Source organism: Ochrobactrum teleogrylli, assembly GCF_006376685.1.
Taxonomy (GTDB): domain Bacteria; phylum Pseudomonadota; class Alphaproteobacteria; order Rhizobiales; family Rhizobiaceae; genus Brucella; species Brucella teleogrylli.
On sequence record NZ_VEWL01000011.1, the window covers coordinates 95,197 to 119,983 of the forward strand.

Below are 24,787 nucleotides of genomic sequence, written 5' to 3' on the forward strand. Positions count from 1 at the left end.
TCGTTCAGGATTTATGGACTTTGTTGGAAGCTTTGTGAGGCGCTTCCGGATATCACGACCGTCGGACAACTGCCGTAAAGTTCGCTTTCAGTCGGTCCCAGAGCGACACAAGCCCGTCGGGCTCAAGGACCAGAAACAGGATGATGAAGACGCCGACGACAATGCGCTGCGTCATATCCAGCACGCCGGAATCGAACACGTCGCCGAGCAACAGTCCCCCAACCCTCGACAAGATCAGCGGGAAAACGACGATCAGTGCTGCGCCAAAAAAGGCGCCACGTATCGATGCGAGGCCACCAATGATGATGATGAACAATATCTGGAACGAGCGGTCGAGATTGAAACCCGCCGGTTCCACCGTGCGCAGATAGGCAAAGGCCCATAGCACACCCGCCACCCCGATGATGAAAGAGGAAGCCGCAAAGGCAAGCAGCTTGGTCCGCAACACCGGCACACCGATGATCCGCGCTGCCGTTTCATTGTCGCGCACGGCAATGAAATTCCGTCCGGTCTGCGACGACACCAGGCGATAGGCGAGGAACGTGACCGCCACCACAATTGTCAGTGCGAAGAGATAGCGTCCGACTGGCCCCTCAAAGGCAATCCCCCCGATGGACAACGCCGGAGCATCGATGACGCCGGAGGCGGAATTGTTAGAAAACCATCCGAACTTGGTCAGCGCCCATTGCACGAAGAACTGAGCTGCGAGTGTAGAAACGGCGAGGTAGAAACCGCGCAAGCGCAGGCTCGGTAAGCCGAAGACAACGCCAATCGCCGCCGCCGCTAGTCCCGCAAAAACGAGGGAAACCAGCAGCGGCAATCCATCCATGCGCAGATTGAAATTATAGGCCGCGAAAGCGCCCACTGCCATGAATGCCGCCGAGCCAAGTGAAACCTGCCCCGCATAGCCGGTCAGAAGGTTGAGCCCAACACCGGCGAGGCTCAAGGCCAGAAACGGCAGGAGAATGGCCTCAAAAAGATAGCTCGTGCCGATAAAAGGTATGATGAGATAGGCAACCACCAGCACCGCAAGCGGAGCGGCGTAACGCGGCGATGCAACAGGACTGGAGGAACTGGCTGCTATAATGGCCATGGTCAGACCCTTTCCACAAGCTTCTGACCAAACAGACCTGAAGGGCGAATGAGAAGGAAGGCAAGTGCCACCACATAGGCAAACCAGCTCTCAATGCCGCCACCGAAATATTCTCCGATATAAACCTCCGCTAGCTTCTCTGACGCTCCCACCAGCAATCCGCCGACAATCGCACCAAGAATGGAATCGAAGCCGCCGAGTACCAGAACCGGTAAAGCCTTCAGCACGACCAGTGACAGCGAGAATTGCACGCCAAGGCGCGCGCCCCACAACAGGCCTGCGACCAGCGCGACCAGACCGGCAGCGGCCCAGACACTGGCCCATATCCACGGCAGTTTGAGTCCGATAGCCAGGGCTGCGAACTGGTCGTCAGCGACAGCACGGAAGCCGAGGCCGATCCGCGTATAGCGGAAGAATGCTGACAGTAGCGCTACCATGCCAGCCGCAACAACGGCGGCAAAAATATCGAACTGGCTGATGAAAATGCCTCCAACATCGAAGGGCACATCTTCGATCCCGAGGTCAAGAGCATGTACCTGTGTGCCCCATAGGAGCTGGGCCGCGCCCTCAATGATGTAGGACAGGCCGAGTGTCGCCATAAAGAGCGTGATCGGCGGCTTGTTGGTAAGAGGCCGCAGTACACTGCGTTCAATGGCGATACCGATGATCACCATGGCGGCAAACGTAACGACAAAGGCTGCCCAGAACGGCACGCCCCGTTCCGTGAGACTGACGAAAGTCAGCGCCGCGAAAAGCAGCAACGCCCCTTGCGAGAAATTCAGCACACCGGACGTTTTATAAATCAACACAAACCCGATCGCGACAAGGGAATACATGACGCCGGACAACAGCCCGCCAATCAGCACTTCCGTGAAGAACATCCAATCAAAATCAGCCATCAGATGCCCTCCCCATCTTCATTTTCCGGCGCCACGCCAAGATATGCATCAATGACATGCTGATCGGATGCGATCTCCGGCGGCGTGCCATCGGCAATCTTGCGCCCGTAATCGAACACTGCAATGCGGTCGGAGAGGCCCATCACCACGCCGATGTCATGCTCGATCAGCACGACGGTAATGTCATATTCGTCCCGCGCCAGGCGGATGTAATCGGCAAGCTCGTTCTTTTCGGTGGCGGTCATACCGGCCATCGGCTCATCAAGAAGCAGGATACGCGGCGCGGCGGTCAATGCACGGGCAAGTTCAACCCGCTTTTGCAGACCATAGGGCAAAGTGCCTGCCAGCCGGTCGGCATAGGACGACAGATGCAGAAAATCGATGACGCGACTTGCCCGTTCGCAGGCATCCGCCTGCGCGCGGCGAGCCTGTGGCAACCCCACGATCTGGCTCAGAAAATTCGAACGATTGGCAAAGGCGCGTCCCGACGCGACATTGTCGAGAACACTCAGGCCCTTGAACAAAGCGAGGTTTTGAAAGGTACGCGCAACGCCAAGATGCGCCAGCTTCTGGATCGGCACCGGATCATAGCTCTTACCACCAATGGCGATCTGCCCACGACTGGGCCGGTAGACGCCTGAAATGACATTGATGAGTGAACTTTTTCCGGCACCGTTCGGTCCGATGATCGCACGAATTTCTCCCTGTCGGACCTTGAGGTCAACATCCTGCAAGGCAACAACGCCCCCGAACGACAGGCCGATGCCGCGCAGCTCCAGTGCAAGATCGCGTCGCAGCGATGTGGGGGCAGCTTCAGCCGCCGCCCGCGTTTCTGCGCTCGCTTCCGCATCAGTATCTGCAATCAGGAAATGCAATGCCGACATTGTGCGTTCCGTGTTTTACTCGAATTCAATCAGGGCATTCTGGCGGATAAACGGACGTAACCGTCCGTTCGCGAACACGATTGCGTCCGCGTTAAGCTGGAGCGACGGCGATAACCGTCGCTTCCATCATTCGGTTTGGTCTATTCGGCGGCGAGGGCCGCGTTGTCTTCCGCTTCTTCCAGCGCGCGCACCAGCGGAATGACGTGCTTGCCGAAATATTCGACTTCTTCCTGGAAATGCAGGAAACCGAGCAGGATAAGATCGGCACCGGCGCGTTTCAACTTGACCACGCGTTCAGCCACCTGCTGCGGCGTGCCGATCAGATTGGAGCGGAAACCGTCATTATACTGGACAAGATCATCAAAGCTGGACTTTGCCCAATTGCCTTCGCCTTCGGGCGAGGACTTGCCAGCATTCTTCACCTCGTGACCGAAAGCATTGACCGCTTCGGGATTGGCCTTTTCAATGATCTCGGCGAGAACGGCCTTTGCCTCTTCTTCCGTGTCACGAACGATGGCAAAGGCATTGACGCCGACGCGAACCGAATGGTTGTTTTCCGCCGCCTTGGTTTGAATGTCATCGACCTGCTTGGCGATTTCCTCCGGCGTATTGCCATTGGTAAAATACCAGTCGGAAACCCGTGATGCCATATCGCGCGCAGCACGCGACGAGCCGCCCTGAAAGATCTCAGGTTGTGGATCAATGGGCTTTGGCTTCAGCGAATAGTTGTTGAAGCGATAGAAATCACCATGGAATGAATAGCTGTCTTCGGTCCAGATGCCGCGCAGCGCTCGAATGAATTCCTCCGAGCGGCGGTAACGCTCATCGTGGTCATACCATGGCTCGCCAATGGCGTGGAACTCGCCACGGAACCAACCGCTGACGACATTCACCGCAACGCGACCATTGGTGAGGTGGTTGATCGTCGCGATCTGCTTGGCAGCAAGCGCCGGATTCCATGGTCCGGGCAGAATGGCTGCAATCACCTTCAGCGTTTTGGTGGATTCAAGAAGTGCGTGGCTGAATGATACGGATTCATGCTGGAATTCCGCACCATAGCCCGCCGTGAAGCGAATCTGGCTCAACGCATATTCGAAGCCATTTGCCTCGGCGATCTGCGCCAGCTTGCGGTTATAATCAATCGTCCAGCTGGTGCGCTGTTCAATATTCGAAATGACAAGGCCGCCAGAGACATTCGGCACCCAATAGGCAAATTTCACGGGATTTCTGCTGCGTTCTGTCATGGTTTAACTCCTTAGGTGATCATCAATTCGCACTGGCTTCGCCCAGCACGACGCGAAGCGTCCGGTCGCCCGTTTCCGACGACGCAACGGTGCGGGGTATGGCAGGTGAAAGATCGAATAGTTCCGAAACAGCCCGCTCAATGCGCGCCTCAACGGCTGGATTGGAAAGAATATATTCAGTGAAATCCGCTTCGACGGCATAGACCGTTGTTGGAATGGTGACGGCACCGAAAAACCCAAACAACGGGCGAAACTGATGTTCCAACATCAGCCCGTGCAGCGGTGAGCCGCCCGTCGCGGCAAGAACAACGCGCCGTCCCTGCAAGGCACGAAAATCAACAAGATCAAAGAGATGCTTCAGCGCACCGGTATAGGATGCGCGATAGACGGGCGAGCCGACCACAAGCACATCCGCAGCTTCGACAGCGTCGATGATAGCACGGCCAGCAGCATCCAGCTGATCGGCGCGCAATGCACGGAACAGAACCGGCGCGGCGTCGACCAGATCAATTCTGTCTATCTCGACACTCGCGCCGCGGGCGATGCCCGCGAGAATATCGTCAACCAGTCGTGCCGTCCGCGACGGTCGCTTGACGCTGCCATAGATGCCTAAAACCTTCATACAATCACTCCTTGGAGATCCTATTGTCTATGGATTTAGTAAAGTATCAAAGGCAGCTATTCCAAAGTCACGGGCGTCCGTGGAACGGAATCCCTCTATATGTGAGAAGATGAACAACGGAAATGGCCCGCGGCCAACCTCATCTATACTGATGCGTTCATGATGTTTCGGGCTCTGCGGCTCTAAATGCCACCGCAAATACGCGGTGGCGCACGAACGTCTTCCGCAACAGACCTCGCAACCGGATTAGCTTTCATACGCGTCTTATAACGGCCGAGACCACGGCAAGTAAAAAATCATGGCCAGCGTATGATAGGTGACCACGGAACCGCCTAGGCTCCGGCGGTCTATCGTGGCGAGCCAATCGCCTTTATTAGATCGGCATTGAATCGCTCCGGATCCTGCATCTGCGGGCTGTGACCATAATCAGGATAGGTGATCAGTTGCGAATTGGGAATGCGCGCCTGAGCCTCCTCTGCCAATACCGGATAATTGCCAAGCGTTGCCGCAAGTTCGGGATCCGCACGGTTCTTGCCCATCGCCGTATTGTCTTTCAGGCCGATCATCAGCACTGTCGGCACACGCAGCTTGTCGAATTCATGGACAACAGGCTGGTTGAACACCATGTCAGCAGTTAAAGCCTGATGCCAGGCTACGATATTTCCGCCCGGCCCTTCATACATGGACGCCAGCATATCGACCGGACTGTCGAACTCCGGCTTCCACGTGCCAGCATAATAAGTCGATTGCTGATAGGCCTTGATGCTTGCCCGCGTCACCTTCAGTTCAGTGGCGTATAGTTGATCGATGGTCGCATTCGGAACGCCCTTGGCACGCCAATCTTCCATCCCCAACGGATTAACCACCACCAGCTTCTGGAGTTCATCCGGATATTGCAGCGCGTAGCGTATGGCCAGCATACCGCCCATCGAATGCCCGACCAGAACTGGCTTTTCGATGTTAAGTGCAGTCAGAAGTTGGCGCGTGTTGTCAGCAAGCGCGTGCAGACCATACTGATAGCGCGCTGGCTTCGTTGATTTGCAGAACCCGATCTGATCGGGAGCAATCACTCTGTACCCCTCACCGGTCAGGGCTTTGATGGTTGTTTCCCATGTGCCGCCGCAGAAGTTCTTGCCATGCAGAAGAACGGCCGTCTGGCCGTTGGCATTTTCCGGGCGGGCGTCGATATAGGCCATCGTCATGGCCTCGTTCTGACTGAGAATGGTTTGGTGCTGGACCGGCCAACCATAATCGAAATCACCAAGCAAAGGGTCCGCCATGGCAGGTGTTGCAATTCCCAATGCGATTGCCATCATCATCGGGATTGTGAGTGATACAGTCATTTGGGTCTCCAATTGCTCGTTTCAACAGCCAAAGTCACGATATTCGCCATTTGCAATACCAACATGGTTTCGTGACCGCTGCATGGGCTGCCGCAATCACGAAACCGTTGGTGAGGATTACCTTGGCTTACTGGTCGATAAAGTCGGCAAGCAGCGCGTTGACTTCAGTTGCCGATTCTTCAAGCAGCCAATGGCCGGTGTCTGGGAGAATGGTCGAACCAAGCTTGCTGGGGTCCTTTACGAAGCGGGCTGCCAGTTGCTTCGGCAGAACGTCGTTTACGCCCTTGGCACCGCTGATCGAATAGACCGGGATGGTCAGTTGTTTGCCGGCGGCAAGCAGCGCTTCGTTCTGGCGGGCGCTGTCCGAATGTGACTGATAATAGCCAAAGGCGGCGCGCAGATTGGCGCGGGTCGAATAGGGTTCGATCAGCTCATCCAGTAGTTCCGGTGTGAAGACGTCCCTCTTGCCCGCATATTCCTTGATGAAGTAGCTCATGAACAGCACCGGATCTGTGGAGACCATTTTCTCGGCAATATCGCCGAAGGAGAAATAGCCGAAATGCCAGCCGAGGCCCGGACCATTTGGCGTCAATCCTGGATAGCTCCACATCGCCTTGTCAGGGATCGGCGAATCCATGAACACGACCTTCTTGATGATATCCTGATTGTTAGCGACCATCGGATAGGATGCCGAGTTACACAGGTCGTGGCAGACATAGGTGAAAGGTTGATTGTCGGTCAGGCTTTTGATCGCGCCCAGAAGATAGGCGCTCATCTGCTCTGCGTCATATCGCTTGGCCGATGGCTCCGACTGTCCTAAACCCGGCAGGTCGATTGCGATGACCTGATGGTTGGCAGAGAATTTCTCCAGAGCCGGTTGCCACATTTTCCAGGTAGAGCCGAAGCCGTGCACGAAGATGATCGGATCGCCCTTGCCTTCGCCGCCGCGCACATAGTGGAGGCGGATACCGTCGGTTTCCACCATGCCGCTTTCGAACCCCTCAGGAACGGCATATTGACCGCGCTTTTCGGCTTTGACTTTGGCCAGGTTCGCCTTGGAAACTTCCGGCGGCGTGTTGATGGAAGGCAAAACGTTTTCTTGCGCCAGGACTGGCGATGAAAATAGCATCGTGGCGCTCAGCAAAGCACCAGCAGACAGGATTTTGGAAAACACGGTTTCGTCCTTTCTTGAAAAAGCCCGACACGAATGATCTCGGGCAGAATGACCCGGTGCGCCTACAGTTGCTTCATGAGTGCGACGCCGAAGCCAAAGGGAGGGAACCTGACGATCAGGCGACCAGCGAACGTCCAGCATAGGGCGGATAATCGACATAGCCCGCGCGTCCGCCACCGTAATATGTTGCGCGATCAGGCTCTGCCAGAGGCCAGTTGTTGCGCAGCCGCTCGGCCAGATCAGGATTGGCGATGAATGGCTGGCCGAACGCCGCAAGGTCAATCAATCCGGCATCAAGCAGACGCTGAGCACGCGCCTGATCCAGACCGCCAGCCAGGATGAGTGCCGTATTCGGCAACAACGGACGCCATTGTTCCATCAAGCCGTGAATGGCATCACTGACAGGGCGTTCGCCATAAGGCAGCTTGACCTGCCCAGATTGATCCATGACATGAACATAGGCCACGCCGCGCTTGCCCAGTTCCGCTGCCAGTGCGACATAAGTCTCTTCGAGGTCCGGGAACAGTGGATTGTCGTGAATGGTGCCATATGGCGACAGGCGAATGGCGACGCGGCTGGCACCAATGGCTTCCGATACCGCATCGACGGTTTCGAGCACAAAGCGCAGGCGCCCTTCGATGGTTTTGGCGGAATAGATATCGTCGCGGTCATTGACCAGTGGGTTGATGAACTGTTCCAGCAGATAGCCATTGGCACCATGCAGTTCGACGCCGTCGAAGCCCGCATCGACGGCATTGCGTGCTGCCTGCACAAAGTCACCGATAACCCGCTTCACTTCTTCAGTCGTAAGGGCACGCGGCTCCGAGACCGGCACGAAATCGGGCTCACCATTCGCATTACGAACAAAAGACATAGCGCCTGACGCCACTCGGCCTGTTGAACTAACGGGTGCCTTGCCGTCTTCCTGAATGGACCGGTTGGAAATGCGGCCAACATGCCAGAGCTGGGCAAAAATACGACCGCCTGCGCTGTGAACAGACTGGGTAACCAGACGCCAGCCCTTGATTTGTTCTTCGCTGAAAATTCCAGGATTGAAAAGATATCCCTGCCCTTCACGCGAAATCGGCGTACCTTCGGTGACGATCAGCCCCGCTGTCGCGCGCTGGCTGTAATAGAGCGCAACCAGCTCGTCAGCCGCGCCACTAAAACTCCGCGAACGAGTCATTGGCGCCATGACAATGCGGTTGGGTAGTGCAAGACCCGAAAGGTTAAACGGCTTGAAAAGGCTGCTCATGTTCTGGTTCTCCTGAACTGGCATTCATCAATTTTCTGACAGCCTTTGTATCGGCGTTGACGAGATAGCTTAATAGCGCTTGAATTCGGATCATTGTGGAAGGATTTTCCGGAATGAAATTGAAATTGGATAATATCGGCGCACTCCAGACATTCGTACATGCTGCCGAAAAGAGAAGTTTTCGTGAGGCGGGCCAGATTGTAGGCCTGTCGGCTTCTGCTGTTGGTAAATCGGTGCAAAAGCTTGAAGAGCAACTCGGTGTGCGACTGTTTCATCGCTCGACGCGCTCAATCGCACTTACCACCGAAGGAAAACTGTTTCTTGAACGGTGCCGCCGCGTTCTAGGCGAACTCGAAGTGGCGCAGGCAGAGTTATCCCAGTCATCTCAGGGCACCCGCGGACGCCTGAAAATCGGCTTGCCCATTTCATCCACGCTGCTGGTGTCAGCCGTCAGCGCTTTTATGAAGGCCTATCCGGAAGTTGATCTCGAGTTGGATATCAGCGACCGCTTTGCCGATGTCATTGACGAAGGGTTCGATGTGGTGATCCGCACCGGAAAACCGAAGGATAGTCGCCTGCTTTACCGGAAGGTCGGTGAGTTTTCGTGGTGTCTCGTCGCCTCACCGGATTATATCGCACGATGCGGCGCGCCTAAGTCCATTGCCGATCTCCAGAACCATCGCTGCCTCAGGCACCGTTATTCGGAAACCGGTAAGATTGCTCCCTGGGAACTGGCCGGTCAGGACGACGAGACCTTGAGGGCGCCGGAAACATTCACCGTAACCACCGTCGATTCCATTATACAATTGGTTTTGGATGGAAACGGCATCGCCATGCTGCCAAGCTTTTCCGCTAAAAGCAGAATACGGGATGGTTCATTGGTCGATGTTCTGCCGGGCGCGGCCAACAATACCGGGATATTTTATCTTCTTTGGCCTGCAAGCCGCTATCCACTGGCGCGAGTACGGGCTTTTGTGGATTTCGTTTCAAAATACCTTACAGAGCAACTCGCCTGACAGCTAATTTCCGGTACCTTGGCTCATTAGGGACAAGAGCGAGCGCCTCATCGGCGCGAGCCGACGCGCGCTGCACAAAGCCATTGAACGGGACGAATCCGACACTAAATTCCGGCGCGCTCATTCCTTCCTGAGCGCGCTCAAATATCCGCCCACCATCGTTTACGCTTTGCTCGGTATCTCCTGCGAATATTTGGCCCTGCCCATCACAAGAGTGTAGACCACAGGCACCACGAAGAGGGTCAACAAGGTGCCGAAGGACATACCGCCAACAATCACCCAGCCGATGGCCTGACGGCTTTGCGCACCGGCCCCGGTCGCGATGGCAAGCGGGATAGCGCCAAGCACCATTGCCCCTGTGGTCATGAGGATCGGGCGCAGGCGCATCACCGCCGCCTCCACCACAGCTTCGGCAGCGTCCCGCCCCTGGTCACGCATATGATTGGCGAACTCGACAATCAGAATACCGTGTTTGGTAATCAGTCCGACGAGTGTGACCAGACCAATTTGGCTATAGACATTCATGCTCGCGCCTGCGAGCCACAGCGCCAGCAAAGCGCCCGCAATCGACAGCGGAACCGTGAGCAGAATGATGAATGGGCTGACAAAGCTTTCAAACTGCGCTGCCAGAACCAGATAGATAAACAGGATAGCCAGGCCGAACACGAACAGAATGCTTGAATTGGAGCTGGTGAATTCACGAGACTCCCCTTCCAGATCGTACTGCGCATAGGTTGGAAAGGTCTCATTCGCGGTATTTTGCAGATAAGTCAGCGCCTCGCCCAGTGAATAATCGGGAGCCAGACCCGCACTGATCGTTGCCGAGCGCAGCCGGTTGAAACGATAGAGATTAGCTGGTTCGACGCTTTCCTTGACGGTCACGAGATTGGACAACGGAATAAGCTGGCCGGACGAGCCACGCACATTGACGATATTGATGGAATCCGGTGTAGCACGGTCGCTGGCGTCAAGCTGGACAAGAACATCCGATTGCTCGCCATCCCGGTCGATGCGTGTTACCTGACGGCTGCCGAACATCGTTTCCAGCGTACGCCCGACATCGGAAACCTGTAGACCCGCCTCGCGGATTTTCTCGCGGTTCATGTTGATTTCCATACGAGGCTTGTTGAGATCGAGGTTCGATTCAACGTTCACCAGTCCTGGATTCTCCTTGATCCTATCGACAAATGCGTTCGCAAGCGTATTGAGATCCTCGTAGCTTGAGGAAGACTGGATCACAAACTGGACCGGATTATTGGCGCCTGCCCCGCTGCCACGTGCGGTCGAAAGCGATGGCATATTAAAGGCAAAGCCACGAACGCCCGGGATCGCCGTCATTTGCGGACCGATGGACTGAATGATTTCCTGCTGACTGCGATCACGCTCGTCCCAGTCCTTCAGCAGCCCAAAGGCGCTGAAATTGGTCACCTGCGGAAAACCGTAAATGGCAAAATAGGTACTGATCTCGGGTATGTTGGAAAGGATCTCCTCGCTGACCTGACCATAACGCTGCGTAAACTGAAGCGTTGAACCTTCCGGAGCAGTGCCCGCCATGCGGATGACACCTCTATCCTCCACCGGAGCAAGTTCGCTTGGCAGATTGACATAAAGGAAACCCGCCAAGGCAGCCGTTGCCGCAGCGCTCGTGAGCACAATTAGCTTGTGTCGCATGGCAAGGCCGAGCGCGCGCCGATAATACTCGTTGAGACGGTCGAGAAACCCCTCCAAGGCGCGTGAAATCCGACCCTGATTTTCATTGTGACGCAACAGCTTGCCGCACATCATGGGTGTCAGCGTCAGAGCCACGAAACCGGAGACCAGCACTGCACCCGCGAGTGTCAGGGCAAACTCGATGAACAATTGCCCGGTCCGGCCCTCCGTGAACGCAATCGGCACATAGACAGCAGCCAGTGTAAGCGTCATCGCGATGACCGCGAAGGCGATTTCTCCCGTACCGGCAATGGCTGCCTGTACCGGGGTTTCCCCTTCTTCGATACGCCTGTGCACGTTTTCCAGAACGACGATAGCGTCATCCACCACCAGACCAATAGCCAGTACCATGGCGAGCAAGGTCAGTGTGTTGATACTGAAGCCGAAGGCAAACATGATTGCCAGCGTCGTTATGAGCGAAACCGGTATTGTCACGATGGGAATAAGGCTCGCGCGCACTGAACGCAGGAAGAAGAAGATCACCATGATGACGAGGACTATCGCCTCCCCAATCGTAGTGAACACTGCTGCAATGGAACGGTCGATAAAGATCGACGTATCATAGGTAATTTCGGCTTGCATCCCATCCGGCAGACTCTCCTGGATGCCGGGGAGAACAGCGCGCAGGCTATTCGCGACATCAAGCGGGTTCGCTGTCGCCTGCTTGACAACGCCGATGGATATCGCCGTTTGCCCCTGTTTGGTGGTGGCGCGCCGTTCGTCGGCGGCGCCCAATTCGGTCCTTCCGACATCACGCAGACGCACCGGATAACCATTCACGACATTGATTATGATATCCGCGAATTCTTCAGGCGTCGTCAGCGCCGTATTGGCGAGAAGCGTGAACTCCCGGTCCTTGCTTTCAATACGCCCGGCGGGCACTTCGACATTTTGGTTTTCAAGAGCCGTTTCGACATCCTGAACCGTCAAGCCATAACCCGCCAGCTTGCGAGCATCGATCCAGACGCGCATCGCATATTCGCGCGCGCCCAAAACACGGGCTTCCGAGACGCCGGGCAAATTTTGGATGCGATCAACAATCGAGCGGTTGAGAAGATCGGTGATTTCAAGGCCGGAATGGCGGTCGCTTGTAAAAGCTACATAGACGATGGGCTGGGCATCCGCCTCCACCTTGGCCACGATAGGCTCGTCAATCTCATCCGGGAGATTGCGCCTTGCGCGGGACACGCGGTCGCGGACTTCTGCAGCCGCGACTTCGGGGTCTGTCCCCAGGGTAAAGCGCACCGTGATAGCGCTGGTTTCGGCGCGACTTGTCGATGACACCACGTCGATACCGGCAATGCCGGAAAGCTGCGTTTCCAGAACCTGCGTCACCTGACTTTCCACGATTTCGGCATTGGCGCCGGAATAGGTCGTGGAAACCGAAACCGTCGGTTCTTCAACATCGGGGTATTCGCGGGTGCTCAACCGCTCATAGGATACGATGCCGAGCAGCACGAGAACAAGGCTCAGAACAGTCGCGAAGACTGGTCGGCGGACACACATTTCCCATATGGACATTAGACCGAGCCCTCCGCCAGCGCTTCCTGAACGCTGACCTTGCTGCCATTCTGCAGTTTTTGCTGCCCAGCCGTGATCACCCGCGCCGTGTTATCAAGCCCGGATACAATCTCCACTTTCCCATCCAGACGCTGGCCCAAAGTTACCGTAACGATCTCGATCGTATCGTCATCCTTGATCCGATAGACGGTCTGTGTTTCGCCGCTTGGCACAATGGCGCTTTCCGGCACCAGCATGGCATCTGCCTTGGTGCCAGTCGTGACATTGACGCGCACGAAAAGGCCCGGTCGCAACTTCAGATCAGGATTTGCGATAAGCGCACGCATACGAATGGAACGACCGGTTTCGTCGATGGACGGTTCGATGGCATAGACCTGACCTTGAAACCGCTGGTCTGGCAGCGCGTCCGCAACCACCGAAACCTGCTGCTGGGGCGTAATATCCGCCAGCGCCACTTCCGGTAAGGTGAACTCAGCCACAAGCGGATCGATCTGATCCAGCTTGGCCAGATTGGTGGATCCAGCCGTAACATAAGCGCCAACGCTGACGGAGCGCAGACCGACCACGCCATCGAAGGGCGCCTTGATCGAAGTCTGCGCTAGCTGCGCTTCGGCCAGTGCCAAAGCAGCTTCGGTGTTGCGCAGATTTGCCTGCGCTTCCTCCAGAGCCTGCGTCGCGCTGATACCGCGCTTCGATAGGGCTTCCGTCCTGTCAAAGGTGGATTTGGCAAGCACATTTGCCGCCCGGGCTGACTGTACGGAAGCGCTCAGGATCGAGGTATCTAACTGGAAGAGGACGCTGCCCGCTTGAACACGCTGGCCTTCTTCGAACAGAATCTTGTCCACGCGCCCGCCGATTTCCGATGCCAGCGTAACGGATTCTTTGGCGCGAAGGCTGCCGACTGCCGAGATGATGCTGTCCAGATCCCGTGTTTCCACGGTTGCAGCTTCGACAGCTGTCGCTCTTGCTGGAGTTGTTGCAGCCGCTGCCGTCGTCGCCTCAGCTGAGGTCTTTTGCATGCCCTGCCATGCGAAATAAGCTCCGACGAGGAACAGCCCCAATATAAATAGCAGTAAACCGCGTTTCCCAGATTTCATATGTCGGTGCCTTTTCATCCGTCGAGGCCGTAAGATCCGACCCCGACTTGATAGGGGACGATAGCCAAATATACGCTTCCAACATATTTTACTTTACTGTAAAGTAAAATTAATCTTCCGTAATGTCCGCTCGTTTCCGCTCAGCGACCTTGAGGCAAACCTCTCCTCCAGCCCGACGCGCCGCGCTTTTGAATGGCCAATTGGCAACGTTGTGGAAAATCTTTGATCACGCGTAGTTGAACAACGATCCGGGATGCTTATTTCTGTGCGACCGAGTTTTTCGCAAAGGGTCGTCTACATGGAATTGCTTACTGAGCATCTGGCGTTTCTATCCAGCCCGGGCGGCTGGGCTGCACTGATAACGCTGGTGACGATGGAAATCGTCCTCGGCATCGACAATCTGATATTCATTTCGATCCTTACGAACAAACTCCCCGCTCATTTACAATCAAAAGCAAGACGGATCGGCATTGGTGCCGCGCTTATATTGCGTCTGGCGCTACTTTTCACGATCTCGATCATCGTGCAGCTCAAAGAACCGATCTTCGAAGCGTTTGGCCACGGCTTTTCGTGGCGCGACATCATCCTCATTGCGGGTGGTCTTTTCCTTGTCTGGAAGGCGACCAAGGAAATCCATCACACGGTCGATCCGAATGACGGTAAGGAAAATATCGGTGGTAAAGTCGCGGAACTGACGATGGGCGCTGCCGTCGTGCAGATACTCATTCTCGATCTGGTTTTCTCAGTCGACTCGATTATTACCGCCGTTGGCATGACCGACGAAATCGCCATCATGGTCATCGCCGTTCTCTCCGCTGTGGCGGTAATGCTGCTGGCTGCCGATCCGCTATCGCGCTTCATCGCCGCCAATCCGACCATTGTAATGTTGGCGCTGAGCTTCCTGCTGATGATCGGCATGACGCTGATCGCCGACGGTTTGGGCTTCCATGTGCCGAAAGGCTACATCTATGCCGCCATGGGTTTCTCGGCGCTCGTCGAGGCACTCAACATGCTCGCACGGCGAAAGCGATTAGATAAATAACGCATAATCAATCGAAAAGGCCGCCGTTGAATGAAGGCGGCGGCCTTACAGTGCTTATCACCGTCGCGGGATCAGACGCACCAGATTCCCAACCACTTTATACAGAGGCGGATTTCAATTCCGAATTGATGCCAGCACCCTGTCGAAATGTGCGATCTCTTCCACCGTATTGTAGTGCACCAGGGTTGCCCGGAGCGCACCGCTTTCCATGCTGAGCCCCAGCCGTGCCATCAGCCGCGGCGCAAACAGGTGACCATCGCGGATCATGATACCCGTATCCGCCATGGCCTGAGCAATATCGGCTGGCTGCTTGCCCGGAAGGTTGAAGCAGAAAGTGGGTGCACGTTCGGCAATGCGCGCTTCGTCCGCAATGCCGTAGACGATGGCGCCGTGTGATTTCAGAACCTTGAGGAAAGAAAGCGACAGCGTCGTTTCATAGGCCCTGATAGCCGCCATGCCAGCCACCAGATTGGCGCGGCGCGATTTTTCAGACGACGCCTCGAAGTTGCGGCCAAGCGATTCCAGATAATCAACTGCAGCGCCCATGCCGACAGCATTTTCATAGGTGAAGGTGCCGACTTCGATCTTGTGTGGAGGCACGTCGGGGATGAAGTCTTCCTTGAATGTCGGCAAGGCCTTGAGAAGGTCGAACCGGCCCCAGAGAAAGCCCATATGCGGTGAGAAATTCTTGTACCCCGAGCAGACCAAATAGTCGCAATCCCAAGCCTGAACGTCGATCAGACCATGCGGCCCATAATGGACGGCATCCAGAAAAACTTCCGCTCCCGCAGCATGCGCCAGTTCCGCGACGCTACGCACATCGACAAGCGAGCCGATGGAATGTGAGGCGACCGTGACGGCCACCAAACGTGTACGCCTGTTGAGCAGCGGCTTCAGATCATCGACATGCAGGTTACCGTCCTCGCGCATCCGCCACCAGACGCATTTCACCCCCTGGCTTTCGAGCGCCAGCCAGGTCGAGATATTGGCGTCATGATCCATGTCGGTAACGACAATCTCGTTGCGTTCATCGATCATCCTGGCGATGCCGAGGCTGACGAGCCGGATAAAGGAGGTCGCATTCATACCGAAGGAAATTTCAACCGGATCATAGGCATTGACGAGAATGGCAACACTTTGGCGCGCCTCGTCTATCGCCTGATCCACCGCCCGGCTCGATGCATAGCGCCCTCCGCGCTGCACCATGCGGTGCAGCATGTGGTGGCTAACAGCGTCGATAACGCCCTGAGGCACCTGCGCACCAGCACCATTGTCGAAGAAGACCGGATTGCCCGGCAGGGATAAAGCCGGAAAATGGGCGCGCACGCGGTCCACCGGAAACGCTCCGGCGCTTTCAAAAGCTGTGGGCATCGAGATACTCCCAAACGAATGTCTGTACCGCTTTCGCGGCAAGAGCACATCCCGAAAAGTGCAAAGCGGTTTTCGGATAAGATGTGCATATAAACAAAAGGTTAGAGCGGTTACAACGACTCAACTTTCACTGAAACCGCTCTAGTGCATGATCTGTCGAAGGAAGGCGGCGGCCCGCTCGCTCTTCGGCGCAGTGAAGAAATCTTGCGGCTTGGCTTCCTCGCAAATCGCGCCGTGATCCATGAAGATCACCCGGTCGGCAACCCGACGGGCAAAGCCCATTTCATGGGTCACGACCAGCATTGTCATGCCGTCTTCGGCCAGCGAGATCATCGTATCGAGCACTTCGCCCACAGTTTCGGGGTCGAGCGCCGAGGTCGGCTCGTCGAACAGCATCACCTTAGGCTGCATGCAAAGCGACCGCGAAATTGCTGCGCGCTGCTGTTGTCCTCCCGAAAGCTGCGAAGGATAGCGATCCGCCAGATGGCCAATGCGTACGCGCTCAAGATACTTGCGGGCGAGGTCTTCGGCTTCCTTTTGTTGAATCTTCTTCACCGTCATCGGGGCGATGGTGCAGTTCTCAAGGATCGTCAGATGCGGAAATAGGTTGAAATGCTGGAACACCATGCCAACCTCGCGGCGGATGGCATCCAGCTGCGGACCCTTGCCGTTAAGCTCTATGCCGTCGACGACGATCGAGCCGCTTTCATGCTTTTCCAGTTGATTGATGCAGCGGATGGTTGTCGATTTTCCCGAGCCCGATGGCCCGCAGATCACGATGCGCTCGCCTTTCGCAACCGAGAGGGTGACATCGCGTAGCGCGTGATAATTACCGTACCACTTGTTGATGCCACGCATAATGATGGCCGGGCGGTCGGACGTGTTTACGGAGATACTATCGGTCATCGGGGGAAACCAGTTCTGGCGAGGTCAGCGGGCGGTCTTTGCGGTGGCGCTGCGCTTTTCGAGATAGCCTACCAGACGAACCATCGGCCAGAGGAACGCGAAATAGATGATTGCGGCGCCAATCAAAGGCGTGGGATTGGCCATCAGCGCTTGCGTGTCGTTGGCCTGCTTGAGCAGATCTGGCATGGCAACTACCGAGGCGAGCGCTGTATCCTTGAACGTCGAGATACAATTGGAGGTCAGTGGGGGCACCATGACCTTGAGTGCCTGCGGCAGAATGATTTTGCGCATCGCTTGCCAGAAAGGCAGGCCCAGCGAGACCGCTGCTTCGAACTGCCCCTTAGGCACATTCTCGATGCCCGCGCGGCAAACTTCAGCCGTAAAAGCGGCGAGCACCATGGAAAGCGCCAGCGTCGCCGAGGTGAAAGAGGAAAACGAAATGCCGACGAAAGGCAGTGCATAATAGATCAGGATCAGCACCACCAGAACCGGCAACGCCCGAAAGATATCGATATAGCCGATGGCGATATACTGAAACGGTTTGGGCGCATAGAGGCGCACAAAGCAAAGAAGCAGACCGAAAAGACTGCCGAAGAAAATGGCGGTCACGCCCAGAAGCAGGGTATTCCCGAGCCCGAGCAGCAGAATTGGAAAGGACCGGACGAGAATGTCCCAATTGAAAAACGTTTCGATCAGACCCATGGCATCAATCCGGAAATCCTGAGATGGTTTGAGAGGCGGCTGCGTCAGACACTCCGACGCAGCTGCTCGCGTTTACTGCGCGGATGGAACCGGCATCGGTTTGACGGTCGAAGTACCGGCATCCGGTTCAACACCGAACCACTTCTTGTGGATGGCGGCGAGAGTGCCATCTTCCTTCATCTTGGAAATCGCATCATTGACCTTCGGCAGGATTTCGAGATCCTTCTTGGCCATCATGGCAAAGCGTTCACCAGTCGGGATACGAACGAGAACCTTCAAGGCTGGCATTTTCTGGATCGCGTACTGGAAGCCGGCCAGTTCACCGGCGCCACCGACAATTCGACCCGTCTGCACGTCGAGCAGCAGATCCTGTTGAGCCGCATAGCTCTTGACCTCGGCAACGCCAAGCTTCTCGGCGTTTTCCTTTGCCCAGCTCTCGCCGGTGGTGCCAGCGACGACGCCGATCACCTTGCCCTTGAGGTCTTCCAGCGTCTTGACCGGGGCATCGGCCTTGCCGACGATTGTGCCGTCGCTGTCGTAATAAGGCTGCGTGAAAGACTGCGTCTTCAGGCGTTCGTTCGTGACCGAAATGGACGAAATGGCGAAATCGATACGGCCCGAACTGGTGGCGGCAAACAGCGCCTGGAAACCGAGAGGCTGGAATTCAACGTCCATGCCGAGCCGCTTTGCGGCTTCGGTCGCGACATCGACTTCAAAGCCCTCGAAGACACCCTTCTCGTTCTTGAATTCCCATGGCGGGTTGGCCGCATAGGAGCCGACAACAATCTTGCCGTCCGCAAAGGCGGACGAAACCATAAACGACAACGCCGCAGCTGTCAGAATAGCGACTTTTTTAAACATGGTTCCTCTCTGGACTTCGTGTCTCTGATTATGATCGATAGTTTATCGTGCCTGTAATCTGCATCAGGCATTTCGTTTCGGCACAATGCGTTCAAGCGCGGTGAATAGGTGGTCGACCGCATCGGTGGACGTGACGTAACCTGGCGATAGCCGCATCGTGCTGCCGCGCGCATCGCAATAGATTTTCTGCTCGCGCAGCGCCGATACAACCGCTGCCGGAACGACATCAGCTGGCAGCGTCAGCATCACGCTGCCGCCGCGCCGTGCATCGTCGACCGGGGAAACAAGTTTCCAACCCAGATTCTGTGCGCGCGCAATGATTGCATGGGCGCTAGCGAGATTGTTCGCGCGGATGTTGTCGACACCTTGCTCCATTGCCCATTGGATACCTGGCAGAGACGCGACCGAAGCCAGAATCGCTGGCGTACCATGATCCATGCGCCGCGCATCAGCTGCAAAGGAAAACCCGTCGAGATCCCAGGAAAAGGGGTTTTCCTGACTGAACCAACCCCGAAGCTCTGGGCGCAAATCGGCCAGCAACGATGGTGTGACCTGTATGATCCCGGCGCCCGAAGCGCCGCACAGCCATTTCAGCGAGGTGGAAACGACGAAATCAGCCCCGGTCGTCTTGACCGAGAACGGCAGAACGCCGACGCCCTGCGTGATATCGACACCGACGAGTGTTCCCATCGCTCGGCCATGGGCGCAAAGGGCTTCAACATCCACCTTATGCGAGGTGGTGGATGAAACGAATGTCAGCAGTGCAACGCCCACATCGTCCTGCCAGCGCGCAATGAAATCCTCATCACGCACCCATGCCTCGCCGGGACGCATCGGCACAGTGTCCAGCGTAAAACCAAAGCGCTGCGCGATGCCTGCCAGCATGAAATGCAGGCTCGGGAAACAATCGGCGGCCACAAGCAGCCGCTTACCGCGCAGACGCTCCGCTGGCAGGCCGCCTATGATGCTGTAAAGCGCGGTTGTAACATTCTCGGCTGTCGTCAGCGAACCCGCTGGCGCATCGATCACATTCCGCCAGGCATCGATGAAAGTCTGACGTGCAGCGAGTGCGGCTGGCCATTGACCATCATCCTCAGCAGACCAAACGGCTGAGAAAGCGGACAAAGCTTCCGCCATCTTTTTCGCCTTACCGGGGAAAGTGCCGATCGAATGATAGAGGAAATAGTCAGACATTTCAGACCTCGAATATTTTGATCAAAAGATCACAGTATTCGGATAACGTCAATCCGGTGACCGGGCAGACCGCACAATTGTATTCAGCTCAGCACTGAAAGCCAATCAAACCATTGATTTAAATTGAATTTTTTTAGACGCAGAATGGAGATAACGCACATGCGGAAGCAGCGGGTGGTTACTATTCCACAATCAGTGTACGCAAAAGATCCTGCGTATCGCGTATATCGGACACCATGGCTTCGCGGGCACGGCCAGCGTCACGGGACTTCATCGCCGCGACGATGCGGCGGTGATTCCGCGTATAGGCCTTGTCGCCTTCCGCCTTCATGCGCGGCTGCACATAGGCCGACAACATTCGCATATATGGACCATACCGCAACCACAGCGTGTCTATCAGCTGCATAAGAACTTCAGAATGGGAAGCTTTATAGATCAGATAGTGAAATTCGCGATTGCGATCGAGCATGGCGTAAACCTGCTCCTCGCCAGCGCAAGCTTCATGCAGCACGATATTGGCTTCGAGTGCGTCGATTTCATCCGCAGTAATGGCCTGCGCCGCCAATTCCGTTGCAAGGCCCTCCACAGTGGCCCTTGCCTGACACAAATCATCCAGCCGCGCGACACTGACGGGCGGCACTCGCGCCGAACCGTTGCGCGCCACCTCCAGCGCGTTCTCCGCAGCAAGCCGCCGCAACGCCTCGCGCACGGGCATATGGCTGGTATCGAATGTCTGCGACAAAGACGCGATGGTCAGCACCTGACCGGGATCGAAACGGCCGATCAGCAGCGCCTCACGCAACTGCAGGTAGACGGCATCCTGTACGGTCACTCGGCCGGAAACGGGACCAAATCCTTCATCGAGTGACAACAATCGGACTCCTTGCTTGGTTGGCGAACAATACTCCACTCAACTTTTGCATTTCGCAAGACCGAAAACAAGCCGATATATCATTTGATCAAACGCTCAAATTTCAGTAAAGAATCTGCATCACGGCCCTGAAACGATAATCCGGGCTTATAGAGACCAGCACAGGAATGATCAGATGGCACGTTTTGCGCGGCGGATTACGCAAACCTCTCCCAAGAGCTTCGGCATGTTCCAGAAGGCCGCAGCACTGGCTTCCTCCGGCGTTGACCTCATTCATCTCGAACTCGGCCGGCCCTTCCACGACACGCCAGCGCATATTAAGGACGCCGCGATCAAGGCCTTGCGTGACGGTCACGTGCATTACAGCGACATGCGCGGCGAAGCGGAACTGCGCCAAGCCCTGAAGACAAAACTCGCCGACTACAACAAGATCGACGTAAGCGCCGACGAAATTCTCATGGTCAATGGCCTGACCCAGGCATCATTTGTCGCTTTCATGGCTCTCCTTGATGAGGGCGACGAGGCGATCCTGCTGGAACCCTATTATCCGCAGCATATCAACAAGATCGAGATGACCGGCGCTCGCGTAATATTGGCGCCGCTCGATCCCAAGACGAATTTCAGCATCAGCCGCGAGCTGATCGAACCGTTGATTACCACGCGGACACGCATGATCGTGCTGGTCAATCCCTCCAACCCGACTGGCCGTGTCTATAGCCGCGCCGAACTTGAAATTCTGGCGGATCTGGCCATCAAACACGATCTCGTCATCGTCTCCGATGAGGTCTATGAGCAAATTTTGTTCGATGGCGCGGAACATATCTCTATCGCCGCACTGCCGGGCATGAAGGAACGCACGATTTCGATGTTCGCCTTCACCAAAGCCTATGCGATGGATGGATGGCGGCTTGGCTACGTCGTCGCCGATGCGTCCATGATGCCTGCTTTCCTCAAGCTCACGGCAAACGAGATCACCCACGTCAACACTTTCATTCAGTACGGCGCCCTGGCTGCTGTGACCGGCCCGGCTGCTATTCTTGATGAGATGGTCGCCGACGACCGCCGCAAGCGTGACCTCGTTGTCAGCCGCCTCAACCAAATGCCGGGCGTGACCTGCGAGAGTCCGCAGGGCACGATCTACGCTTTTCCAGACATCAGTGGCACTGGCCTTAACTCCCAAAAGGCGGCGGACATGATCCTTGAACAAGTCGGCGTCGTTGTGGAAGCTGGTGGCTTCTACGGCAAATCGGGTGACAACCACCTGCGGGTGTGCTTCGGCTCTGAAAGCTACGAAAGGCTCGAACAGGCGATGGACCGGCTCAGCACATTCTTCAACGGACTCTGAGTGAACTGATCTTCCGGCTTGTCGTTCCTTTGCCGGTTGATGGCCGAAGTACTTATTGCCAGTCAAGATTCTCGTGCTTGCCTGACCAGCAGCAGGGCCCTCATCCCAAGCGAGCATAGTGCTTGGCGAATAAGTATTTTGGCATAAGCCCGTCTATTAAATTAGACGGGCTTTGATCTTAAAGGGCTCGAAAACACCCCGAGAACTTGAATGATCAGCGCCATCGAAGCCAACAAAAGGCGCTTGCAAGGATTCTGCCTGAAGCGTAAGCAATTGCGGACATTATAGGCAATGCGGGTGCTTTTGACGGAATTTCTGTATCCGTCAAGCAGACTTCCAAATCGGGCGGACGTCCAAAATTATGAATAACAAAATCGCCGTTGCCGTGAGCGGCAATGCAATCCTTGCCGGCATTCTTCTGATGTTGCTCGGCGACTTCATGTTCGCCATGAACGACGCCATGGGAAAATGGCTGGTAGAGAGCTTTTCTGTCGGCCAGGTTCTGTTCATCCGCTCGGTTGGCGCGTTTCTCGTTCTCGGCCCCATGCTTTCCCGGCGGCCAAAAACATCGCTTTTTCAGGTGGAAAAGCCAAGCCTGCAACTGGCTCGCGTCATTTTGGCAACTGCCGACACCGGGCTTTTCTATGCCGCTGTTGCTTATCTGCCGCTCGCCGATGTTATGACCTTTTATATGGCAGGCCCGATCTATATTGCGGCCCTTTCGCATTTCCTGCTCGGTGAGAAGATCGGCTGGCGTCGCTGGCTCGCGGTTCTTATCGGGTTCGCCGGTGTCGTCATCGCCTTGCGCCCATCTTCAGCAATGTTGTCGTGGCCTTCGATCTTCGGCCTGTTGGGTAGTATAGCATTCGCACTCACGCTGGTTCTGGGTCGCGTGCTTCGTTCCACGCCCGACGCGACACTGGTAACCTGGCAGACAATAGGCTGTCTCGTGATCGGCATGGTTCTCAGCATCGGCAACTGGAATCCTATGGACACCAATCAATTGCTTGCACTGCTGCTATTGGGCGTCGTCTCGTGTACAGCGCATCTCTTGATCACGCGCGCGCTCAAACTCGCTCCGGCATCCGTGCTGGCGCCATTGCAATATACTCTGCTGCTCTGGGCAATTGTTCTCGGATGGTTATTCTTTAACGATCTTCCCGATGCGATGATGCTGGTTGGCGCTTCGGTCATTGTTTTGGCAGGATTGTTCATTTTCCATCGAGGCAAAGTCCGGAACAATTCAGAACCGGTTGTGCCAAACGATTCCAGCCACGGATAGTCAAGGCGCGAAAACCATTGCATATCCGTAGAAGACTGCAAGCACCGTTCGCGGTAGTTGCAGTCTTCAACCAAACGCCACCCAATCAGACCAGCAGTGACATCGGATCTTCGATGGCCATCTTGAATGCTGCAAGCAATTGCGCACCCAAGGCACCGTCCACCGCACGATGATCGACGGAAAGTGTCAGGCTCATCATCGTTGCGAATGCAAGTTGACCCTCGCGTTCAACCGGGCGACGTTCACCCGCGCCGACAGCCAAAATGGCACTTTGTGGTGGGTTGATGATGGCTGAGAACGATTTGACGCCATACATGCCAAGATTGGAGATCGAGAACCCGCCCCCCTGAAACTCCTCCGGTTTCAATCCGTTGTCTCTGGCCCGGGCTGCCAGAGATTTCATCTCCGCAGAGATCGCGCCAATGCTGATTTGGTCAGCATTGCGGATGATGGGCGTGATGAGGCCTCCGTCCGTCGCAACAGCCACGGCGATATCCACACTTTTGAGCTTTAACAATGCGTCGTCCGTCCAAATGACATTGGCATCGGGCACCCGGCGCAAGGCGACAGCCGCAGCCTTAATAACGAAATCATTGACGGAAATTCGTGACGCACTGTCGCGCTTCTCGTTAATCTGGCCGCGCAGCGTAAGAAGTGCATCGATATCGCAATCAGCATTGAGATAGAAATGCGGTACTGTTGTTTTCGCCTCAAGCAGCCGACGCGCAATGGTACGACGCATCGATGTGTGCGGAATGGTTTCATATTCACCGATACCTGCCGGGAGACCCTTCGGTGATAACGATGCAACTGTTGCGACCGGTTGAGGTGTGGGGGCAACCGTTAGGGACGCGATCTGGCGCTCTACGTCGATGCGCACAATGCGGCCTTTAGGGCCACTGCCGAGAACGCCATCGAGTGAGATGCCGTGCTCCATTGCCAGACGTCGTGCAAGAGGTGAAGCCTTATGGCGGGTGCCATCCGAAAGCTGTGCGAGAGACGCCACCGTAGCATTATCGGGAGACAGACCAATACTATGAGCTGCCACTTCCACCGGGGCTGTAACAACCTGTTCAGTGAGAAGAGGGTCAGCAATCGCGGATTGGTCTTCTCCAGTTGTCAACAGGACGGCAATGACCTGATTGACGTTTGCCCGTTCGCCGTTCTGGACGAATAGCTTACCGATACGCCCATCAGTTTCAGCTTCGAGTTCCATCGTCGCCTTGTCGGTTTCGACTTCGGCAATCAGATCGCCCTTGTTGACCGTGTCACCTTCCGCTCTGAGCCAACGCGCAATGACAGCATCTTCCATTCCTGCCGAAAGGGCAGGCAATACAACTTCAATCGGCATTGTC

General features: G+C 55.9%; 21 protein-coding genes. 4 read left to right on the forward strand and 17 right to left on the reverse strand.

Annotated features, from left to right (window positions below):
- Nucleotides 1-52: 52 nt before the first annotated feature.
- The 8 genes from FIC94_RS16695 to FIC94_RS16730 form a co-directional block, all read right to left on the reverse strand.
- Nucleotides 53-1,093, reverse strand: a complete 1,041-nt coding sequence (locus tag FIC94_RS16695) for a branched-chain amino acid ABC transporter permease (protein WP_140025613.1) — start codon at nt 1,091-1,093, stop codon at nt 53-55.
- A gap of 2 nt (nt 1,094-1,095) precedes the next feature.
- On the reverse strand, nt 1,096-1,992 hold the full coding sequence (locus tag FIC94_RS16700; RefSeq protein ID WP_140025614.1) for a branched-chain amino acid ABC transporter permease: 897 nt from the start codon (nt 1,990-1,992) through the stop codon (nt 1,096-1,098).
- Nucleotides 1,992-2,876 (reverse strand): ABC transporter ATP-binding protein, encoded by an 885-nt coding sequence (locus tag FIC94_RS16705; RefSeq protein ID WP_140025615.1) that lies wholly within the window; start codon nt 2,874-2,876, stop codon nt 1,992-1,994. The genes FIC94_RS16700 and FIC94_RS16705 overlap by 1 nt, the downstream gene beginning before the upstream one ends.
- A 140-nt stretch (nt 2,877-3,016) precedes the next feature.
- Nucleotides 3,017-4,120: a dimethylsulfone monooxygenase SfnG gene (gene sfnG, locus FIC94_RS16710; RefSeq protein ID WP_121537629.1), complete on the reverse strand. Its 1,104-nt coding sequence runs from the start codon at nt 4,118-4,120 to the stop codon at nt 3,017-3,019.
- Between the two features lie 22 nt (nt 4,121-4,142).
- On the reverse strand, nt 4,143-4,742 hold the full coding sequence (msuE, locus tag FIC94_RS16715) for an FMN reductase (RefSeq protein ID WP_140025616.1): 600 nt from the start codon (nt 4,740-4,742) through the stop codon (nt 4,143-4,145).
- 347 nt (nt 4,743-5,089) lie between these two features.
- Nucleotides 5,090-6,085: an alpha/beta fold hydrolase gene (locus FIC94_RS16720; protein ID WP_140025617.1), complete on the reverse strand. Its 996-nt coding sequence runs from the start codon at nt 6,083-6,085 to the stop codon at nt 5,090-5,092.
- Between the two features lie 127 nt (nt 6,086-6,212).
- Entirely contained in the window at nt 6,213-7,259 is a 1,047-nt protein-coding gene (locus tag FIC94_RS16725) for an alpha/beta fold hydrolase (RefSeq protein ID WP_210237299.1), read from the reverse strand.
- A 115-nt stretch (nt 7,260-7,374) separates the two neighbouring features.
- Nucleotides 7,375-8,514 carry an alkene reductase gene (locus tag FIC94_RS16730; RefSeq protein WP_140025618.1) on the reverse strand — a complete coding sequence of 380 codons (1,140 nt, stop codon included), beginning with the start codon at nt 8,512-8,514 and terminating at the stop codon, nt 7,375-7,377.
- Between the two features lie 95 nt (nt 8,515-8,609).
- Between FIC94_RS16730 and FIC94_RS16735 the strand changes: the two genes are divergently transcribed.
- A complete protein-coding gene (locus tag FIC94_RS16735; RefSeq protein ID WP_235892039.1) occupies nt 8,610-9,530 on the forward strand; it encodes a LysR family transcriptional regulator in 921 nt (306 codons plus the stop codon).
- A gap of 162 nt (nt 9,531-9,692) precedes the next feature.
- Here the strand turns inward: FIC94_RS16735 and FIC94_RS16740 are convergent, their stop codons facing one another.
- The gene (locus tag FIC94_RS16740) at nt 9,693-12,761 is read right to left on the reverse strand and encodes an efflux RND transporter permease subunit (RefSeq protein ID WP_140025619.1); all 3,069 of its coding nucleotides are present in this window, start codon (nt 12,759-12,761) and stop codon (nt 9,693-9,695) included.
- Entirely contained in the window at nt 12,761-13,780 is a 1,020-nt protein-coding gene (locus FIC94_RS16745; RefSeq protein ID WP_180918023.1) for an efflux RND transporter periplasmic adaptor subunit, read from the reverse strand. Before FIC94_RS16745 ends, FIC94_RS16740 begins: the two co-directional genes overlap by 1 nt.
- Nucleotides 13,781-14,156: 376 nt before the next feature.
- Between FIC94_RS16745 and FIC94_RS16750 the strand changes: the two genes are divergently transcribed.
- Nucleotides 14,157-14,900 carry a TerC family protein gene (locus tag FIC94_RS16750; protein WP_140025621.1) on the forward strand — a complete coding sequence of 248 codons (744 nt, stop codon included), beginning with the start codon at nt 14,157-14,159 and terminating at the stop codon, nt 14,898-14,900.
- A 114-nt stretch (nt 14,901-15,014) separates the two neighbouring features.
- Here the strand turns inward: FIC94_RS16750 and FIC94_RS16755 are convergent, their stop codons facing one another.
- The 6 genes from FIC94_RS16755 to FIC94_RS16780 form a co-directional block, all read right to left on the reverse strand.
- Complete coding sequence (locus FIC94_RS16755) at nt 15,015-16,271, reverse strand: cysteine desulfurase-like protein (RefSeq protein ID WP_140025622.1); 1,257 nt, start codon at nt 16,269-16,271, stop codon at nt 15,015-15,017.
- A gap of 141 nt (nt 16,272-16,412) precedes the next feature.
- Nucleotides 16,413-17,177, reverse strand: a complete 765-nt coding sequence (locus FIC94_RS16760; RefSeq protein WP_109366192.1) for an amino acid ABC transporter ATP-binding protein — start codon at nt 17,175-17,177, stop codon at nt 16,413-16,415.
- A 24-nt stretch (nt 17,178-17,201) separates the two neighbouring features.
- On the reverse strand, nt 17,202-17,879 hold the full coding sequence (locus FIC94_RS16765; protein ID WP_109366193.1) for an amino acid ABC transporter permease: 678 nt from the start codon (nt 17,877-17,879) through the stop codon (nt 17,202-17,204).
- 72 nt (nt 17,880-17,951) lie between these two features.
- Nucleotides 17,952-18,740, reverse strand: a complete 789-nt coding sequence (locus FIC94_RS16770) for an ABC transporter substrate-binding protein (RefSeq protein ID WP_121537615.1) — start codon at nt 18,738-18,740, stop codon at nt 17,952-17,954.
- 63 nt (nt 18,741-18,803) lie between these two features.
- Complete coding sequence (locus tag FIC94_RS16775) at nt 18,804-19,934, reverse strand: aminotransferase class V-fold PLP-dependent enzyme (protein WP_140025623.1); 1,131 nt, start codon at nt 19,932-19,934, stop codon at nt 18,804-18,806.
- A 181-nt stretch (nt 19,935-20,115) separates the two neighbouring features.
- The gene (locus FIC94_RS16780) at nt 20,116-20,805 is read right to left on the reverse strand and encodes a GntR family transcriptional regulator (RefSeq protein ID WP_121537611.1); all 690 of its coding nucleotides are present in this window, start codon (nt 20,803-20,805) and stop codon (nt 20,116-20,118) included.
- A 175-nt stretch (nt 20,806-20,980) separates the two neighbouring features.
- Between FIC94_RS16780 and FIC94_RS16785 the strand changes: the two genes are divergently transcribed.
- Nucleotides 20,981-22,150, forward strand: coding sequence for a pyridoxal phosphate-dependent aminotransferase (locus FIC94_RS16785; RefSeq protein WP_140025624.1), 1,170 nt, complete (start codon nt 20,981-20,983; stop codon nt 22,148-22,150).
- Between the two features lie 361 nt (nt 22,151-22,511).
- Entirely contained in the window at nt 22,512-23,432 is a 921-nt protein-coding gene (locus FIC94_RS16790) for a DMT family transporter (RefSeq protein ID WP_121537607.1), read from the forward strand.
- An 85-nt stretch (nt 23,433-23,517) separates the two neighbouring features.
- Here FIC94_RS16790 and FIC94_RS16795 read toward each other — a convergent pair whose 3' ends face one another.
- Nucleotides 23,518-24,783 (reverse strand): pyruvate dehydrogenase complex dihydrolipoamide acetyltransferase, encoded by a 1,266-nt coding sequence (locus FIC94_RS16795; RefSeq protein WP_140025625.1) that lies wholly within the window; start codon nt 24,781-24,783, stop codon nt 23,518-23,520.
- Between the last annotated feature and the right edge of the window lie 4 nt (nt 24,784-24,787).

What these genes read in the sequence shown, in the direction of transcription:
- FIC94_RS16695 (WP_140025613.1), bottom strand. Translation starts at nt 1,093, where the DNA reads ATGGCCATTATAGCAGCCAGTTCCTCCAGTCCTGTTGCATCGCCGCGT.
- FIC94_RS16700 (WP_140025614.1), bottom strand. Translation starts at nt 1,992, where the DNA reads ATGGCTGATTTTGATTGGATGTTCTTCACGGAAGTGCTGATTGGCGGG.
- FIC94_RS16705 (WP_140025615.1), bottom strand. Translation starts at nt 2,876, where the DNA reads ATGTCGGCATTGCATTTCCTGATTGCAGATACTGATGCGGAAGCGAGC.
- sfnG (WP_121537629.1), bottom strand. Translation starts at nt 4,120, where the DNA reads ATGACAGAACGCAGCAGAAATCCCGTGAAATTTGCCTATTGGGTGCCG.
- msuE (WP_140025616.1), bottom strand. Translation starts at nt 4,742, where the DNA reads ATGAAGGTTTTAGGCATCTATGGCAGCGTCAAGCGACCGTCGCGGACG.
- FIC94_RS16720 (WP_140025617.1), bottom strand. Translation starts at nt 6,085, where the DNA reads ATGACTGTATCACTCACAATCCCGATGATGATGGCAATCGCATTGGGA.
- FIC94_RS16730 (WP_140025618.1), bottom strand. Translation starts at nt 8,514, where the DNA reads ATGAGCAGCCTTTTCAAGCCGTTTAACCTTTCGGGTCTTGCACTACCC.
- FIC94_RS16740 (WP_140025619.1), bottom strand. Translation starts at nt 12,761, where the DNA reads ATGTCCATATGGGAAATGTGTGTCCGCCGACCAGTCTTCGCGACTGTT.
- FIC94_RS16745 (WP_180918023.1), bottom strand. Translation starts at nt 13,780, where the DNA reads ATGCAAAAGACCTCAGCTGAGGCGACGACGGCAGCGGCTGCAACAACT.
- FIC94_RS16750 (WP_140025621.1), top strand. Translation starts at nt 14,157, where the DNA reads ATGGAATTGCTTACTGAGCATCTGGCGTTTCTATCCAGCCCGGGCGGC.
- FIC94_RS16755 (WP_140025622.1), bottom strand. Translation starts at nt 16,271, where the DNA reads ATGCCCACAGCTTTTGAAAGCGCCGGAGCGTTTCCGGTGGACCGCGTG.
- FIC94_RS16760 (WP_109366192.1), bottom strand. Translation starts at nt 17,177, where the DNA reads ATGACCGATAGTATCTCCGTAAACACGTCCGACCGCCCGGCCATCATT.
- FIC94_RS16765 (WP_109366193.1), bottom strand. Translation starts at nt 17,879, where the DNA reads ATGGGTCTGATCGAAACGTTTTTCAATTGGGACATTCTCGTCCGGTCC.
- FIC94_RS16770 (WP_121537615.1), bottom strand. Translation starts at nt 18,740, where the DNA reads ATGTTTAAAAAAGTCGCTATTCTGACAGCTGCGGCGTTGTCGTTTATG.
- FIC94_RS16775 (WP_140025623.1), bottom strand. Translation starts at nt 19,934, where the DNA reads ATGTCTGACTATTTCCTCTATCATTCGATCGGCACTTTCCCCGGTAAG.
- FIC94_RS16785 (WP_140025624.1), top strand. Translation starts at nt 20,981, where the DNA reads ATGGCACGTTTTGCGCGGCGGATTACGCAAACCTCTCCCAAGAGCTTC.
- FIC94_RS16790 (WP_121537607.1), top strand. Translation starts at nt 22,512, where the DNA reads ATGAATAACAAAATCGCCGTTGCCGTGAGCGGCAATGCAATCCTTGCC.
- FIC94_RS16795 (WP_140025625.1), bottom strand. Translation starts at nt 24,783, where the DNA reads ATGCCGATTGAAGTTGTATTGCCTGCCCTTTCGGCAGGAATGGAAGAT.